Source organism: Pantoea agglomerans (assembly GCF_021397715.1).
GTDB lineage: Bacteria > Pseudomonadota > Gammaproteobacteria > Enterobacterales > Enterobacteriaceae > Pantoea > Pantoea astica.
In genome coordinates, this window is the sequence record NZ_CP090207.1 from 1,091,993 (window position 1) to 1,106,636 (window position 14,644).

The following is a 14,644-nucleotide window of genomic DNA, read 5'->3' on the forward strand; positions in this document are numbered from 1 at the left end:
CTCAAATTTGATTCATTCACGCATTGCCCTGGAGGCGCTGACATGATTACTGGAATCCAGATCACACAAACTAATAAACCCCAACTCCTTAACTCCTTCTGGCTACTGGACGAAGAGAAAGGCGAGGCGCGCTGCCTGTGCGCTAAAGGCGGCTATGAAGAAGATCAGGTTGTTGCTATCAGCGAACTGGGTGAGTTCACCTATCGTGAAGTACCGGTAGAGATGAAACCTCAGGTGCGCGTCGAAGGTGGGCAGCATCTGAACGTCAACGTTCTGCGTCGTGAAACGCTGGAAGATGCGGTTAAACATCCTGAAAATTATCCGCAGCTGACCATTCGTGTTTCCGGCTACGCGGTACGTTTTAATTCGCTGACGCCAGAGCAGCAACGCGACGTGATCGCCCGTACCTTTACTGAAAGTCTTTGAGTCACAACAATCAGCAGGCGCTGAAAAAGAACGCAAAGCACACACAGTATTTTCTATCAGGTTATTAATAAGATAGAAGCCAGGCTCAGAGGCCTGAGCGGCGCTGACTTACGGAAGATTGCCCTCAGGCACTGAAAATGGCACCAACCGCCTGTTACTGATGGTTAAGTCAAAAAAATCGCCTCATCAGAGGCGATTTTTTTATTGATGCGATGATTTATTCCGCATTCTCATTAGCCGGTGCGCTGCCGCTCGGCTTGCGGCGTTTGCCAATATTTTTGGCATCGCGATGGCGTTTTTTCACTCGCGGTTTCTCCGCTTCGCTCGATTTCTTCTCTGCACGCTTCGCCAGCACTTTTTTCGACGGTTTACCGGTGGTTTTGGCATGTGGCGCACGCGTCTCTGGACGCAGCTCATCAATCACGCGCGCTTTCAGCGGCTCGTTGACGTAGCGACTGATTTTACCCAGCAGCACATAATCGTGCGCCTCGACCAGCGAAATCGCGATCCCTTTACGGCCGGCACGTCCGGTACGGCCAATACGGTGCAGATAGGTGTCGGCGGTGCGCGGCATATCGAAGTTGAAGACGTGACTGACGTCATCAACGTCAATGCCGCGTGCTGCGATGTCAGTGGCGACCAGCACGTTCACCCGGCCTTCAATCAGACGTTTGATCGCTTCGTTACGCTTCGCCTGCACCATTTCGCCTTCCAGATAGCTGCTACGAATCCCCGCTTCGTGCAGCCAGCTGACCAGCTCATGCAGACGCTCACGTTTACGTACAAACACGATGCAGCGCGTCACTTCCGGCTGTTTCAGCAGGTGAACCAGCAATTTGGTTTTGTGTTCCAGATCGTCAGCACGGTAGTACCACTGCTGGATCTTTTTACGTTCGCGGCGGCTCGGATCGGCTTCCAGTTCAACCGGATCGTTCAGCAGACGCTCGGCGAAGTCTTTGATGTTTTCGCCTTCCAGCGTGGCGGAAAACAGCATCGTTTGCTTGCGCCAGCGGGTTTCAGCCGCAATGGTTTCAATATCCTGGGCGAAACCCATGTCCAGCATACGGTCCGCTTCATCAAGCACCAGCGTCTCAACGGCGCGGCAGTCGAAGTTCTCTTCTTTGATGTATTGCAGCAGACGACCGGTGGTGGCGACCACGATATCCTGGTTTTCGCTGAAGACTTCAGCGTGGTTCATGTAGGCCACGCCGCCGGTAATGGTGGCGATATCCAGATGGGTGTGCTTCGCCAGTTCGCGTGCCTGGTCGGCGACCTGCATCGCCAGTTCACGGGTTGGCGTTAAGATCAGAATGCGGGGCGGGCCAGATTTCTTACGAGGGAAATCAAGCAGGTGCTGCAGCGCCGGTAACAGATAGGCGGCAGTTTTCCCGGTCCCGGTAGGTGCCGAACCCAGAACGTCGTGGCCCTCAAGCGCGGGCGGAATGGCTGCAGCCTGAATGACTGTTGGGCGCGTAAAGCCTTTTTCCTGCAGCGCTTCAAGCAGGCTTTCGTCGAGTTCGAGTTCGGAGAATGTGGTTACTGTCATGGTCTACCTCAGTTTGGGGCGCTGATTATAGACAGATCAGACGTAATCTTCATCTGTTAATCCGCCAGGTATAGTCTGCTGCGTGAATTCCGTTACCTGTCACGTTACACTTATGCGCTGCCGCACGGCAGAAAAAAGTAAATGGTAGCGACCCATGATGCACGACAAGCCGCGTGAGCGGCCCCAGTTAAACAAGAACGGATTTACCTTTAAACAATTTTTTGTGGCGCACGATCGCTGTGCAATGAAAGTCGGAACCGATGCCATTCTGCTTGGTGCCTGGGCGCCGGTGGCTGGCGTCAGACGGATTCTGGACATCGGCAGTGGCAGCGGACTGATTGCGCTGATGCTGGCGCAACGCACGCCGTCTCCGGTTGAGATTGATGCGGTTGAGCTGGAGAGTGAGGCAGCGCAGCAGGCGCAGGATAATGTTCAGCAGTCGCCGTGGCCGGCACGTATCCGGGTTCATCAGCAGGATATTGCCCGCTGGGCAGAGCGTTGCGAGCAGCGCTATTCACTGATCGTCAGTAATCCTCCTTACTTCGCACCCGGCGTGGCCTGCTCCAGCACGGCGCGCGACAACGCCCGGGCAACCAGCACGCTCGATCATCAGACCCTGTTGCGCAGCGCGGCGCTGCTGATTGAAGAAGAGGGGATGTTCTGCGTGGTGCTGCCGACCGCCACCGGTGAGACCTTTATCAGCCAGGCGCTGGACGATGGCTGGCATTTACGTTTCCGGCTCGACGTAGCGGAATATGCGCATCGTCCACCGCATCGGGTGCTGCTGGCCTTTTCCCCTAAGGCGGGCGAAACGCTGCAGGAGCGTCTCGCCATTCGCGCGCCCGACACGCACTATTCTGATGACTGGTGTTGCCTGACGCGGGAGTTCTATCTGTTCCTGTAACTGGGTGGCGTCAGGATGGTCGGCAGCGCTTCCGGTAACAGATCGGGATAGTCGCGGATGTAGTGCAGTCCACGGCTCTCTTTTCGCGCCAGCGCGTAGCGCACCATGAGTTCGGCAACCTGCACCAGATTCCTCAGTTCCAGCAAATTGTTGGAGAGGCGGAAGTGATGATAATACTCATCGATCTCCTGCTGGAGCAGGGTGATGCGGCGCAATGCCCGCTCCAGACGCTTGGTGGTCCGCACGATGCCGACGTAATCCCACATAAACAGCCGCAACTCATGCCAGTTATGCTGGATGATCACCCGTTCATCGGCATCATCAACCTGGCTTTCATCCCAGCCGGGCAGCGCGGTAACAGCTTCGACCTCGGGCAGGGTGCGAATCAAATCTTCTGCAGCAGACCAGCCATAGACCAGGCACTCCAGCAGCGAGTTGGAGGCCATCCGGTTGGCACCGTGCAGGCCGGTATAACTCACTTCACCAATCGCATACAGGCCATTAACGTCGGTGCGGCCCTGCTGATCGACCATCACACCGCCACAGGTGTAGTGCGCGGCTGGCACAATCGGAATCGGCTCTCGGGTCAGGTCAAAGCCAAAGGTCAGCAACTTGTCGTAAATCATCGGGAAGTGGGCGCGGACAAAGTCCGCCGGCTGATGACTGATGTCGAGATACATGCAGTCAACGCCCAGCCGCTTCATCTCATGATCAATGGCTCTGGCGACGATGTCGCGCGGTGCCAGTTCAGCTCGCTCATCAAAATCGGGCATAAAGCGGCTGCCGTCAGGACGCAGCAGCCAGGCCCCTTCGCCGCGTAACGCTTCGGTTAACAGAAAATTACGCGCCTGGGGATGAAACAGGCAGGTCGGATGAAACTGGTTAAATTCAAGGTTGGCGACCCGACAACCGGCCCGCCACGCCATCGCGATGCCATCGCCGGAGGCAATATCGGGATTAGTCGTGTATTGATACACTTTTGCTGCGCCGCCGGTCGCCACCACCACCGCGCGGGCAGAACAGATTTCAACCTGCTCGCGATTGCGGTTCCAGATCCACGCACCCACGACCCGGCGTGGTCCGGGCAGCCCGAGTTTGTCTGAAAGAATCAGATCGACGGCGTTAGTCCGTTCCAGAATCCGGATGTTGGGATGGCTGAGCGCCTGGCTGACCAGCGTGGTTTCTACCGCGCGGCCGGTGGCATCGGCGCTGTGCAGAATACGGCGATGACTATGACCGCCTTCGCGGGTCAGGTGATAGCGCATCTCGCCCGCCGCCTGCGGATCGATATCAAAGGCGACGCCGTTATCAATCAGCCACTGCACGCAGTGACGGGCATTGCTGGCGATAAACGAGACGGCATCTCGGTCGCACAGCCCGGCGCCGGCCACCAGCGTATCCTCAACGTGCGACTCAATGCTGTCAGTTTCATCAAACACCGCCGCGATGCCGCCCTGCGCATACAGGGTGGAACCCTCATTGACTTGTGCTTTGCTGAGCACCGTCACCTGATAGTGTCGGGCCAGACGCAGCGCCAGCGACAGACCGGCTGCACCGCTGCCCACAATCAAAACATCACACTGATAATCCGGATTTGCATTTGTCATGGTGTTTAATTTACTAAACAAGAATAGGGCTGAGCATAAGCTTTAAGCCGGTTGCTGTGAAGTATTTTGAACAACTTTTCAGCTCGCTGGTGGCGGGCGGGTTAAATGCCACCAATAATCAGCAAGTTAAAGCCAGGCGGGTTTAAAAACTGTTTTTTATACCAAACTAAATTAAGCACAGGGATTTAAAGATGAAAAAGCCGTTGTCATAGGTTACTCTGCCTGCGATTTACGCTCCTTGCACTGAACGAAAATGAACAAGCCGGAGACTCTCCAGCGGAGCGGTAAATATTAGGGCGATAAGTGAACTTCGCTCCACATCACAACTCTAAGCGCATGCTTGCTCAGAAACATTGAGATGTGCTGGCAGTTACTTTACGCGTAAGAAAAATTTGGGGAGACATTACCTCGGATGAGCGAGCAGTTAACGGATCAGATCCTCGTTGAACGGGTACAGAAGGGAGATCAAAAAGCTTTCAACTTACTGGTAATTCGTTACCAGCATAAAGTGGCGAGCCTGGTTTCACGCTATGTTCCGTCGGGCGATGTGCCTGATGTAGTACAGGAATCGTTTATTAAAGCGTATCGCGCACTGGACTCTTTCCGGGGCGATAGCGCGTTTTATACCTGGCTGTACCGCATCGCGGTCAATACAGCGAAAAATTACCTGGTTGCTCAGGGGCGTCGTCCGCCATCCAGCGATGTGGATGCGATTGACGCAGAAAATTTCGAAAGTGCGGGTGCATTAAAAGAAATTTCGAACCCTGAGAACTTAATGTTGTCAGAAGAACTGAAACAAATTGTCTTTCGTACCATCGAGGCGCTACCCGAGGATTTGCGTATGGCAATCACCCTCAGGGAACTGGACGGCCTGAGCTATGAAGAGATCGCCGTCATTATGGATTGCCCGGTAGGCACTGTTCGGTCACGTATCTTCCGTGCGCGAGAGGCCATTGATAATAAAGTTCAACCGCTTATCCAACGTCAGTGATAACGGCTACTGGAAGGGTACCTAGGCATGCAGAAAGAAAAACTTTCCGCTTTAATGGATGGTGAGACCTTAGATAACGAGCTGTTCTCCACGTTATCAAAGGATGCGGATTTACAGAAAAGCTGGGAAAGCTACCATCTCATTCGCGATACGATGCGCGGCGATGTTGGTGAGTTCCTGCATTTTGATATCTCTGCGCGCGTTGCCGCTGCCATCGAAAAAGAACCGCTGCGTACTGTTACACCGCTGATCCCTGAAGCGCAGCCAGAACCTTCCCGTTGGGAAAAAATGCCGTTCTGGCAAAAAGTGCGCCCGTGGGCTGCGCAACTGACTCAGGTCGGCGTGGCTGCCTGCGTTTCACTGGCCGTTATCGTTGGCGTACAGCACTATAACCAGCCTGCCGGCGGTGCGACTGAAGCGTCTGACTCGCCGGTGTTCAACACGCTGCCGATGATGGGCAAAGCCTCACCGGTCAGCCTGGGCGTACCGTCAGATGCGTTTGATACCAACAGCGCTAATCAGCAGGTTCAGGATCAGCGTCGTCGCGTTAACGCGATGCTGCAGGATTATGAGCTGCAACGCCGCTTACATGCCGATCAGCTGCAGTTTGAAACTAACGCACCGAAACAGGCACAGGCTGATGTTCCCGGAAACCAATCGTTAGGACTCCAGCAGCAGTAATGAAGCCGCTTTGGTATGCTGTTAGCCTGCTGACAGGCAGCCTGTTGTGGTCATCTGCCGCCCCGGCGCAAACTTCTGCGTCCGGGGCGCTATTGCAGCAGATGGAGCAGGCCAGTCAGAACCTCAACTACGAATTTGCTTATATCAACGTCTCCCGCCTTGGCATTGAATCGCTGCGTTACCGTCATGCGGTAATCGATCAGCGCATTTTTGCTCAGCTGTTGCAGATGGACGGTCCGCGCCGTGAAGTCATCCAGCGCGACAACGATATCAGCTACTTCGAACCGGGCCTTGAACCGTTCTCGCTTCCTGGAAACCACATTATCGATGCGTTGCCATCGGTCATCTTTGCTGATTTCTCCAAACTGAGCAGTGCTTACGACTTTATTACCGTCGGACGCTCACGTATTGCCGATCAGATGTGTGACGTGTTGCGCATTGTGTCGCGCGACGGCACACGCTACAGCTATGTCGTCTGGCTCGACGTTGATACCAAACTGCCGCTGCGCATTGACCTGCTGGATCGGGATGGTGAAACGCTGGAGCAGTTTCGCGTCATCAGCTTTGCGGTGGACGAAGGAGTGCGTAATCTGATGCAGGGGCTTGAAAAGGCCAATCTGCCGCCATCGCTCTCGGTGCCGAAAGGGGATGCGGTGACGCTCAACTGGCAGCCCGGCTGGATTCCCGCTGGCATGACGCTGGTGTCGCAGAACCGTCGTACGCTGCCCGCGCTGAACAAAAATATGGAGTCGCGTCTCTACAGCGATGGCCTGTTCAGCTTCGCGATCAATATTACGCCGGCCGATAAAAGCAGCACCACCCAGACATTGCGCACTGGGCGACGTACGGTCCAGACAGTTGTGCGCAATAATAACGAGATTGCAGTGGTCGGCGAATTACCGCCAGCGACAGCAAAACGCATTGCGGACAGCATCGACCTGGGGTCACAAAAATGATGAGAGAATGGGCCACCGTGGTGGCATGGCAGGATGGCATCGCCACTCTGCATACTGAAGCGAAAACCTCCTGCAACAGTTGCCAGGCGCGTAAAGGCTGCGGCAGCCATATGCTGAACAAACTCGGCCCGAAAAATGCCCATGTGATGCAGATTGCCAGCAGCAAACCGCTGCAGCCGGGACAGCGAATCGAGCTCGGTATCCGTGAGAGCAGCCTGCTGGGCTCGGCATTGCTGGTCTACATGACGCCGCTGTTGGGTCTCTTCCTGGTGGCAGGCCTGTTTCAGGCACTGTTCAGTAGCGATCTGGCCGCTGCCAGCGGCGCGCTACTGGGCGGTATCGGCGGCTTTATTATCGCTAAAGGGGTCTCAATGAAGCTGGGGGATCGTGAAGCCTTTCAGCCGGTGATCCTGAACATCGCCTTACCTCCTGACGCGCTGCGTGTTGAAAGCGAAGCGTAACCCACGCCCAGGCCGCGCACTCCGCGGCCTTTGTCCGTTCTTCCCGCTGCAAAACTCTGTTTCGCTTCCACAACGTTCCATTCTTTTATGCGCGGCGTTAACAGTGTAATATGCGTCGTCATTAATGAGGCTGACAGGATTGTGGGTAAAGAGCGATCTTCCTGAATGTGTCTGTGCTCAGGTTTTCAACTGATTCTCTATGCGAAGATATTCATATAAATGAAGCACATAAGAAATTTCTCCATCATCGCCCACATCGACCATGGTAAATCTACGCTCTCTGACCGCCTGATTCAGATTTGCGGTGGCCTCACCGCCCGTGAGATGGCTGCCCAGGTTCTTGACTCGATGGATCTGGAGCGTGAACGCGGCATCACCATCAAAGCACAGAGCGTAACGCTCGATTACCACGCGAAAGACGGCGAAACTTACCAGCTCAATTTCATCGATACGCCGGGTCACGTTGACTTCTCCTATGAAGTTTCCCGCTCACTGGCGGCCTGCGAAGGCGCACTGCTGGTGGTGGATGCCGGGCAGGGCGTAGAAGCGCAGACCCTGGCGAACTGCTACACCGCGATTGAGATGGATCTGGAAGTAGTGCCGGTTCTGAACAAAATTGACCTGCCAGCGGCCGATCCCGATCGTGCGGCGCAGGAAATTGAAGATATCGTCGGCATTGATGCTACCGACGCGGTGCGCTGCTCGGCCAAGACCGGCGTGGGCGTACCGGAAGTGCTGGAGCGTTTAGTACGCGATATCCCGCCGCCACAAGGCGATCCGGAGGCTCCACTGCAGGCGCTGATTATCGACTCCTGGTTTGATAACTACCTCGGTGTGGTTTCGCTGGTGCGCGTCAAAAACGGCACCATGCGCAAGGGCGATAAAATTAAAGTGCTGAGCACCGGCCAGGTCTATAACGCTGACCGTCTCGGCATCTTCACCCCGAAGCGGGTCGATCGTAACGAACTTAACTGCGGTGAAGTCGGCTGGCTGGTCTGCGCGATTAAAGACATTCTCGGCGCGCCGGTCGGGGATACCCTGACCACCGCACGCAACCCGGCAGACAAAGCGTTGCCAGGCTTCAAAAAAGTGAAGCCGCAGGTCTATGCCGGTCTGTTCCCAATCAGCTCTGACGACTATGAAGCGTTCCGTGATGCGCTCGGCAAACTGAGCCTGAACGATGCTTCGCTGTTCTACGAGCCAGAGAGCTCGACGGCGCTGGGCTTTGGTTTCCGTTGTGGCTTCCTGGGTCTGCTGCACATGGAGATCATCCAGGAACGTCTGGAGCGCGAATACGATCTCGATCTGATCACCACTGCGCCAACCGTAGTGTATGAAGTGGTCACCACCAGCGGCGATGTGGTCTATGTCGATAGCCCGTCTAAGCTGCCGGCGCTGAATAACATCGAAGAGCTGCGCGAGCCGATCGCTGAGTGTCACATGCTGTTGCCGCAGGAGTATCTCGGCAACGTGATTACGCTGTGCATCGAGAAACGTGGCGTTCAGACCAACATGGTTTACCACGGCAATCAGGTCGCGCTGACCTATGAGATTCCGATGGCGGAAGTGGTACTGGACTTCTTTGACCGTCTGAAATCGACGTCACGCGGTTATGCTTCGCTGGATTATAACTTTAAACGTTTCCAGACCTCTGACATGGTGCGCGTCGATGTTCTGATCAACTCAGAACGTGTCGATGCGCTGGCGCTGATTACCCACCGTGAAAACGCACCGTATCGGGGACGCGATCTGGTTGAGAAGATGAAAGAGCTCATTCCGCGTCAGCAGTTTGATATTGCGATTCAGGCGGCAATCGGCAATCACATTATCGCGCGTTCAACGGTTAAACAGCTGCGTAAAAACGTGCTCGCCAAGTGTTATGGCGGTGACGTCAGTCGTAAGAAGAAACTGTTGCAGAAGCAGAAAGACGGTAAGAAGCGAATGAAGCAGGTCGGTAACGTTGAGCTGCCGCAGGAAGCCTTCCTCGCGATTCTGCATGTCGGTAAGGACAGCAAATAAGGATTTCCAATGGCTAATATGTTCGCCCTGATACTGGCGATAGCGACGCTGATTACTGGCATCGTCTGGGTTATTGATCGTTTTAAATGGGCACCGCAACGTCGGGCGAAACAGGCAGCGGCTCAGGCGCAAACCGGCAATACGCTCGACAGCAAAACGCTGGCGAAAGTGTCGTCGCAGCCAGGCTGGGTGGAAACCACGGCGTCGGTGTTCCCGGTGCTGGCGGTGGTGTTTATCGTGCGGTCGTTTATTTACGAACCGTTCCAGATCCCCTCAGGATCGATGATGCCGACGCTGCTGATTGGCGATTTTATTCTGGTGGAGAAGTTCGCCTACGGAATTAAAGATCCGATCACCCAGACCACGCTGATCCCAACCGGTCAGCCGAAGCGCGGTGATATCGCGGTGTTTAAATACCCGAAAGATCCGAGCCTCGACTACATTAAACGCGTTATCGGTTTACCTGGCGATAAAGTGATCTATGATCCTTACAGCAAAACCCTGACGGTGAAGCCAGCCTGTACCGACGGTAAAGCCTGTGATACCGCGTTAGCGGTAACCTACACCGACGTTCAGCCGAGCAATTTTATCCAGACCTTCAGCGGCTTCGATGGCAATGAAACCGGCAACGGTTTCTACCAGGTTCCGCAGGGCGATACGATGCGTGGCGGCTTACGCCTCGGCACCCGTAAAGAGACGATTGGCAACGTGACCCACGATATTCTGCTGGTGAACGAAGCGCAGAGTCAGGCGGGCATGTATTATCAGCAGCCGGGTCAGCCACAGGCGAGCTGGGTGGTGCCGAAAGGGCAATATTTCATGATGGGCGATAACCGTGACAACAGCGCCGACAGCCGCTACTGGGGCTTTGTCCCGGAGCGTAACCTGGTCGGTAAAGCGGTCGCTATCTGGATGAGCTTTGAGAAACAAGAAGGGCAGTGGCCTACCGGCGTACGATTCAGTCGTATCGGCGGCATCCACTAAAAGTATTGTCTGACTAACAGGCAAATCGGGTGGCCTCCTGCGGGAGGCCACTGCACACCAAACGGAAAGTGTTGGAACCTCAGCCCTGTTTGGTATGCAGAGTCACAGACGCAACAAAGAACTGGAATCGCATGAACCCCATCCTGATTAACAAGCTTCAGCGCAAACTGGGCTACACTTTTACTCATTCGGAACTGTTACAGCAGGCCCTGACTCACCGCAGCGCCAGCAGTAAGCACAACGAGCGTCTTGAATTTCTCGGCGATTCTATTCTCAGCTATGTGATTGCGAATGCGCTTTATCACCGCTTCCCGCGGGTCGATGAAGGTGACATGAGCCGCATGCGCGCCACGCTGGTGCGGGGTAATACGCTGGCTGAGATGGCCCGCGAATTTGACCTCGGCGAGTGCCTGCGTTTAGGCCCCGGTGAGCTGAAAAGCGGCGGATTCCGTCGCGAATCGATCCTGGCGGATACGGTGGAAGCGCTGATTGGCGGTATCTTCCTCGATAGCAGTATCCAGACGGTAGAAAAACTGATCCTCGACTGGTATCAGAGCCGCCTCGACGAAATCAGTCCTGGCGACAAGCAAAAAGATCCGAAAACGCGTCTGCAGGAGTATCTGCAGGGACGTCATCTGCCGCTGCCGAGCTATCTGGTGGTGCAGGTGCGTGGCGAAGCCCACGATCAGGAATTTACCATTCACTGTCAGGTGAGTGGCATGGCCGAGCCGGTGGTGGGCGTAGGTTCCAGCCGCCGTAAAGCAGAGCAGGCAGCCGCGGAACAGGCGCTGATTAAACTGGGTCTTGAATAATCCCTGACCCCGGCACCGGCAGCGGTGCCTGATGAATCATGACCTGACTGCCTTCCGGCCCTGGCGTCTGACACGGCGCTGAATCAATCATGACCCGAATATGCACTATCCCGGCGCCTGAACAGGCGCTGAATAACTCAGGACTCGAATGAGCGAAAACGTAACTTATTGCGGCTTTGTCGCGATTGTCGGCCGACCTAACGTCGGCAAATCCACCTTACTGAACCAGTTACTGGGGCAGAAGGTGTCGATCACCTCGCGTAAGCCGCAAACCACGCGCCACCGCATCATGGGCATCCATACCGAAGGCCAGTATCAGGCGATCTACGTCGATACGCCCGGTCTGCACATGGAAGAGAAGCGTGCGATTAACCGTCTGATGAACCGTGCCGCCAGCAGCTCGATTGGCGACGTGGAACTGGTGATCTTCGTGGTAGAAGGCACCCGCTGGACGCCAGATGATGAGATGGTATTAGGCAAACTGCGCGACGGCAAAGTGCCGGTGGTGCTGGCGATCAACAAAGTCGACAACATCCAGGACAAGAGTATTCTGCTGCCGCACCTGCAGTTCCTGAGCCAGCAGATGAACTTCCTCGATATCGTGCCGATCTCGGCGGAAAGCGGGAAAAACGTCGATACTATCGCGGCGATCACCCGTAAACATCTGCGTCAGGCCGATCACCATTTCCCGGAAGATTACATCACTGACCGTTCACAGCGCTTTATGGCGTCAGAGATCATCCGTGAGAAGCTGATGCGTTTCCTCGGCGCTGAGCTGCCTTACTCGGTCACGGTAGAAATCGAGCGCTTCGTCACCAACGAACGTGGCGGCTACGATATCAATGGCCTGATCCTGGTGGAGCGCGAAGGCCAGAAGAAGATGGTGATTGGCAACAAAGGCGCCAAAATCAAAGTCATCGGAACAGAAGCGCGCAGGGACATGGAAGAGATGTTCGAAGCGAAAGTGCATCTCGAACTCTGGGTTAAGGTGAAATCGGGCTGGGCGGACGACGAACGTGCGCTGCGTAGCCTGGGTTACACAGACGATCTCTGATTCGATGGAAGGCTGGCAACGCGCCTTTGTGCTGCATAGTCGTCCCTTCAGTGAGACCAGCCTGCTGCTTGACCTGTTCAGCGAAAGCGAAGGGCGGGTACGGGTGCTGGCAAAAGGGGCGCGTTCACGGCGCTCTCAGCTGAAAGGGGCACTTCAGCCTTTCACGCCGCTGCTGGTGCGCTGGAGCGGGCGCGGTGAGGTCAAAACTCTGCGCAATGCCGAAGCGGTGTCGCTGGCGTTACCGCTCAGCGGCATCACGCTTTACTGCGGCCTCTACGTCAACGAACTGTTGTCCCGCGTACTGCAGCAGGAATTTCCCTTCTCCGATCTGTTCTTCGACTATCTCAACTGCTTACAGAGCTTAGCCTCATCTCACGGCACGCCGGAACCGGCACTGCGCCGCTTTGAGCTGGCGCTGCTCGGCCATCTTGGCTACGGCGTCGATTTTCTGCACTGCGCCGGCAGCGGCGAGCCGGTCAGCGATGACATGACTTACAGTTACCGTGAAGAGCGCGGCTTTATCGCCAGCCTGGTGCTGAATCAGCGCAGTTTTACCGGCCGTCAGCTACGGGCGCTGTGTGAGCGCGAGTTTCCCGATGCGGAGAGCCTGCGCGCCGCGAAGCGGTTTACCCGCATGGCCCTGAAACCCTACCTCGGTGGAAAACCGCTCAAGAGCCAGGAGCTGTTTCGCCAGTTTACCCCGATGAAAAAGCCGGATGTCGCGGGTGAAGTCCCTGATGACGCGGCGGATTAGCGCAGGTGGTACCGCTTGCCAGGCGCAACGCGGTACACTCAACATTACGATGAACAAGAAGTGAGGATGGTCATGGCTGAGTTGCTGTTAGGCGTCAATATCGATCACATTGCCACGGTACGTAACGCGCGTGGTACTAACTATCCCGATCCGGTGCAGGCGGCGTTTATCGCTGAGCAGGCGGGGGCTGATGGCATTACCGTGCATCTGCGCGAGGATCGCCGTCATATCACCGATCGCGACGTGCGTATCCTGCGCGATACCATCCAGACGCGAATGAATCTGGAGATGGCGGTGACCGATGAGATGATTGGCATCGCCTGTGATATCAAGCCGCACTTCTGCTGTCTGGTACCGGAAAAGCGACAGGAAGTGACCACAGAGGGCGGGCTGGATGTGGCCGGGCAGCAGGACAAGCTGAATGCAGCGGTTAAGCTGCTGAGCGAAGCCGGTATCCTGGTGTCGCTGTTCATTGATGCCGATCACCGCCAGATCGAGGCGGCAGTGGCCAGCGGTGCGCCCTATATCGAAATTCATACCGGTGCTTATGCCGAGGCAGCGGAAGGTCTGGCGCGCGACGCAGAACTGGCGCGCATCCGTCAGGCAGCCACCTTCGCGGCCAGCCTGGGCCTGAAGGTCAACGCCGGTCACGGTCTGACCTATCACAACGTGCTGCCGATTGCGGCACTGCCGGAAATGCATGAGCTGAACATCGGTCATGCGATCATTGGCCGTGCGGTGATGAGCGGATTGCCAGATGCAGTCCGGGAGATGAAGCAGCTGCTGCGTGAAGCGCGTCGCTGATGGCCATTCTCGGACTGGGTACCGACATCGTTGAGATCGAGCGTATCGCCGGGGTGATTGAGCGATCCGGCGATCGGCTGGCGCGTCGGGTACTGAGCGAAGCGGAGTGGCAGCAATATCAGGCGCACCAGCAGCCGGTGCGCTTTCTTGCCAAGCGTTTTGCGGTCAAAGAGGCGGCAGCCAAGGCGTTTGGCACCGGCATTCGCGGCGGTCTGGCGTTCAATCAGTTTGAGGTCTACAACGATGCGCTGGGGAAACCGGGATTACGGTTTTTCCAGCACGCCGCAGAAGTGGCACAGCGGCTGGGCGTGGCAAATGTTCACGTCACGCTGGCTGACGAACGTCATTACGCCTGCGCCACGGTGATCATCGAAAGCTAGCCGTGCAGCAGCACAAACTTATCCCACAGCGCATCGCGTGATTCGGTGTGCTGTGGGTCAACGATGATCGTGTTATCGATAGGGCAGACCCGCTGGCAGGTTGGCTCATCATAATGACCGATGCACTCGGTGCAGCGGCTGACATCAATTTCATAAATCGCATCGCCCAGCGAAATGGCCTGGTTTGGGCATTCCGGTTCGCACATATCGCAGTTAATGCATTTGGCCGTAATCAACAGCGCCATCTTCCCCACCTGATACCAAC

At 55.9% G+C, this 14,644-nt stretch carries 16 protein-coding genes; 13 read left to right on the forward strand and 3 right to left on the reverse strand.

Features of this window, described 5'->3' with window-relative positions:
• Positions 1-42 precede the first annotated feature (42 nt).
• Complete coding sequence (gene grcA, locus LZU96_RS05285) at positions 43-426, forward strand: autonomous glycyl radical cofactor GrcA (RefSeq protein ID WP_233987351.1); 384 nt, start codon at positions 43-45, stop codon at positions 424-426.
• A 217-nt stretch (positions 427-643) separates the two neighbouring features.
• Here the strand turns inward: grcA and srmB are convergent, their stop codons facing one another.
• On the reverse strand, positions 644-1,972 hold the full coding sequence (gene srmB, locus LZU96_RS05290) for an ATP-dependent RNA helicase SrmB (RefSeq protein WP_233987352.1): 1,329 nt from the start codon (positions 1,970-1,972) through the stop codon (positions 644-646).
• A gap of 154 nt (positions 1,973-2,126) precedes the next feature.
• Here srmB and trmN point away from each other — a divergent pair, with 154 nt between their 5' ends.
• Positions 2,127-2,876, forward strand: coding sequence for a tRNA(1)(Val) (adenine(37)-N(6))-methyltransferase TrmN (gene trmN, locus LZU96_RS05295; protein WP_233987353.1), 750 nt, complete (start codon positions 2,127-2,129; stop codon positions 2,874-2,876).
• Here trmN and nadB read toward each other — a convergent pair.
• Positions 2,861-4,483, reverse strand: coding sequence for an L-aspartate oxidase (gene nadB, locus LZU96_RS05300; protein ID WP_233987354.1), 1,623 nt, complete (start codon positions 4,481-4,483; stop codon positions 2,861-2,863). The genes trmN and nadB overlap by 16 nt on opposite strands.
• Before the next feature lie 412 nt (positions 4,484-4,895).
• Between nadB and rpoE the strand changes: the two genes are divergently transcribed.
• The 11 genes from rpoE to acpS all read left to right on the forward strand — a co-directional run bounded on the left by rpoE (position 4,896) and on the right by acpS (position 14,379).
• Positions 4,896-5,474, forward strand: coding sequence for an RNA polymerase sigma factor RpoE (gene rpoE / locus LZU96_RS05305; protein ID WP_094119811.1), 579 nt, complete (start codon positions 4,896-4,898; stop codon positions 5,472-5,474).
• A 27-nt stretch (positions 5,475-5,501) separates the two neighbouring features.
• Positions 5,502-6,155 (forward strand): anti-sigma-E factor RseA, encoded by a 654-nt coding sequence (gene rseA, locus LZU96_RS05310; RefSeq protein WP_233987355.1) that lies wholly within the window; start codon positions 5,502-5,504, stop codon positions 6,153-6,155.
• The gene (rseB, locus tag LZU96_RS05315) at positions 6,155-7,111 is read left to right on the forward strand and encodes a sigma-E factor regulatory protein RseB (protein ID WP_233987356.1); all 957 of its coding nucleotides are present in this window, start codon (positions 6,155-6,157) and stop codon (positions 7,109-7,111) included. The genes rseA and rseB overlap by 1 nt, the downstream gene beginning before the upstream one ends.
• The gene (gene rseC / locus LZU96_RS05320) at positions 7,108-7,572 is read left to right on the forward strand and encodes a SoxR-reducing system protein RseC (protein WP_233987357.1); all 465 of its coding nucleotides are present in this window, start codon (positions 7,108-7,110) and stop codon (positions 7,570-7,572) included. The genes rseB and rseC overlap by 4 nt, the downstream gene beginning before the upstream one ends.
• Positions 7,573-7,791: 219 nt before the next feature.
• Positions 7,792-9,591 (forward strand): translation elongation factor 4, encoded by a 1,800-nt coding sequence (lepA, locus tag LZU96_RS05325; RefSeq protein ID WP_094119770.1) that lies wholly within the window; start codon positions 7,792-7,794, stop codon positions 9,589-9,591.
• A 9-nt stretch (positions 9,592-9,600) separates the two neighbouring features.
• A complete protein-coding gene (gene lepB / locus LZU96_RS05330) occupies positions 9,601-10,575 on the forward strand; it encodes a signal peptidase I (protein ID WP_233987358.1) in 975 nt (324 codons plus the stop codon).
• Positions 10,576-10,706: 131 nt separating this feature from the next.
• The gene (rnc, locus tag LZU96_RS05335) at positions 10,707-11,387 is read left to right on the forward strand and encodes a ribonuclease III (RefSeq protein WP_069728695.1); all 681 of its coding nucleotides are present in this window, start codon (positions 10,707-10,709) and stop codon (positions 11,385-11,387) included.
• A 148-nt stretch (positions 11,388-11,535) separates the two neighbouring features.
• Entirely contained in the window at positions 11,536-12,441 is a 906-nt protein-coding gene (gene era / locus LZU96_RS05340) for a GTPase Era (RefSeq protein ID WP_094119768.1), read from the forward strand.
• 4 nt (positions 12,442-12,445) lie between these two features.
• Complete coding sequence (gene recO / locus LZU96_RS05345; RefSeq protein WP_233987359.1) at positions 12,446-13,195, forward strand: DNA repair protein RecO; 750 nt, start codon at positions 12,446-12,448, stop codon at positions 13,193-13,195.
• A gap of 72 nt (positions 13,196-13,267) precedes the next feature.
• Complete coding sequence (gene pdxJ / locus LZU96_RS05350; protein WP_233987360.1) at positions 13,268-13,999, forward strand: pyridoxine 5'-phosphate synthase; 732 nt, start codon at positions 13,268-13,270, stop codon at positions 13,997-13,999.
• Positions 13,999-14,379 (forward strand): holo-ACP synthase, encoded by a 381-nt coding sequence (acpS, locus tag LZU96_RS05355; protein ID WP_094119766.1) that lies wholly within the window; start codon positions 13,999-14,001, stop codon positions 14,377-14,379. The genes pdxJ and acpS overlap by 1 nt, the downstream gene beginning before the upstream one ends.
• On the opposite strand, the gene LZU96_RS05360 is transcribed toward acpS, so the two are convergent.
• Positions 14,376-14,624, reverse strand: a complete 249-nt coding sequence (locus LZU96_RS05360) for a YfhL family 4Fe-4S dicluster ferredoxin (protein WP_094119765.1) — start codon at positions 14,622-14,624, stop codon at positions 14,376-14,378. The two genes, acpS and LZU96_RS05360, sit on opposite strands and share 4 nt — an antisense overlap.
• Positions 14,625-14,644: the final 20 nt, after the last annotated feature.

Coding starts and splice junctions, on each gene's coding strand:
- LZU96_RS05360 (WP_094119765.1), bottom strand. CDS start 14,624: ATGGCGCTGTTGATTACGGCCAAATGCATTAACTGCGATATGTGCGAA.
- rnc (WP_069728695.1), top strand. CDS start 10,707: ATGAACCCCATCCTGATTAACAAGCTTCAGCGCAAACTGGGCTACACT.
- lepA (WP_094119770.1), top strand. CDS start 7,792: ATGAAGCACATAAGAAATTTCTCCATCATCGCCCACATCGACCATGGT.
- trmN (WP_233987353.1), top strand. CDS start 2,127: ATGATGCACGACAAGCCGCGTGAGCGGCCCCAGTTAAACAAGAACGGA.
- rseB (WP_233987356.1), top strand. CDS start 6,155: ATGAAGCCGCTTTGGTATGCTGTTAGCCTGCTGACAGGCAGCCTGTTG.
- rseC (WP_233987357.1), top strand. CDS start 7,108: ATGATGAGAGAATGGGCCACCGTGGTGGCATGGCAGGATGGCATCGCC.
- nadB (WP_233987354.1), bottom strand. CDS start 4,483: ATGACAAATGCAAATCCGGATTATCAGTGTGATGTTTTGATTGTGGGC.
- pdxJ (WP_233987360.1), top strand. CDS start 13,268: ATGGCTGAGTTGCTGTTAGGCGTCAATATCGATCACATTGCCACGGTA.
- era (WP_094119768.1), top strand. CDS start 11,536: ATGAGCGAAAACGTAACTTATTGCGGCTTTGTCGCGATTGTCGGCCGA.
- lepB (WP_233987358.1), top strand. CDS start 9,601: ATGGCTAATATGTTCGCCCTGATACTGGCGATAGCGACGCTGATTACT.
- srmB (WP_233987352.1), bottom strand. CDS start 1,972: ATGACAGTAACCACATTCTCCGAACTCGAACTCGACGAAAGCCTGCTT.
- recO (WP_233987359.1), top strand. CDS start 12,446: ATGGAAGGCTGGCAACGCGCCTTTGTGCTGCATAGTCGTCCCTTCAGT.
- grcA (WP_233987351.1), top strand. CDS start 43: ATGATTACTGGAATCCAGATCACACAAACTAATAAACCCCAACTCCTT.
- rseA (WP_233987355.1), top strand. CDS start 5,502: ATGCAGAAAGAAAAACTTTCCGCTTTAATGGATGGTGAGACCTTAGAT.
- acpS (WP_094119766.1), top strand. CDS start 13,999: ATGGCCATTCTCGGACTGGGTACCGACATCGTTGAGATCGAGCGTATC.
- rpoE (WP_094119811.1), top strand. CDS start 4,896: ATGAGCGAGCAGTTAACGGATCAGATCCTCGTTGAACGGGTACAGAAG.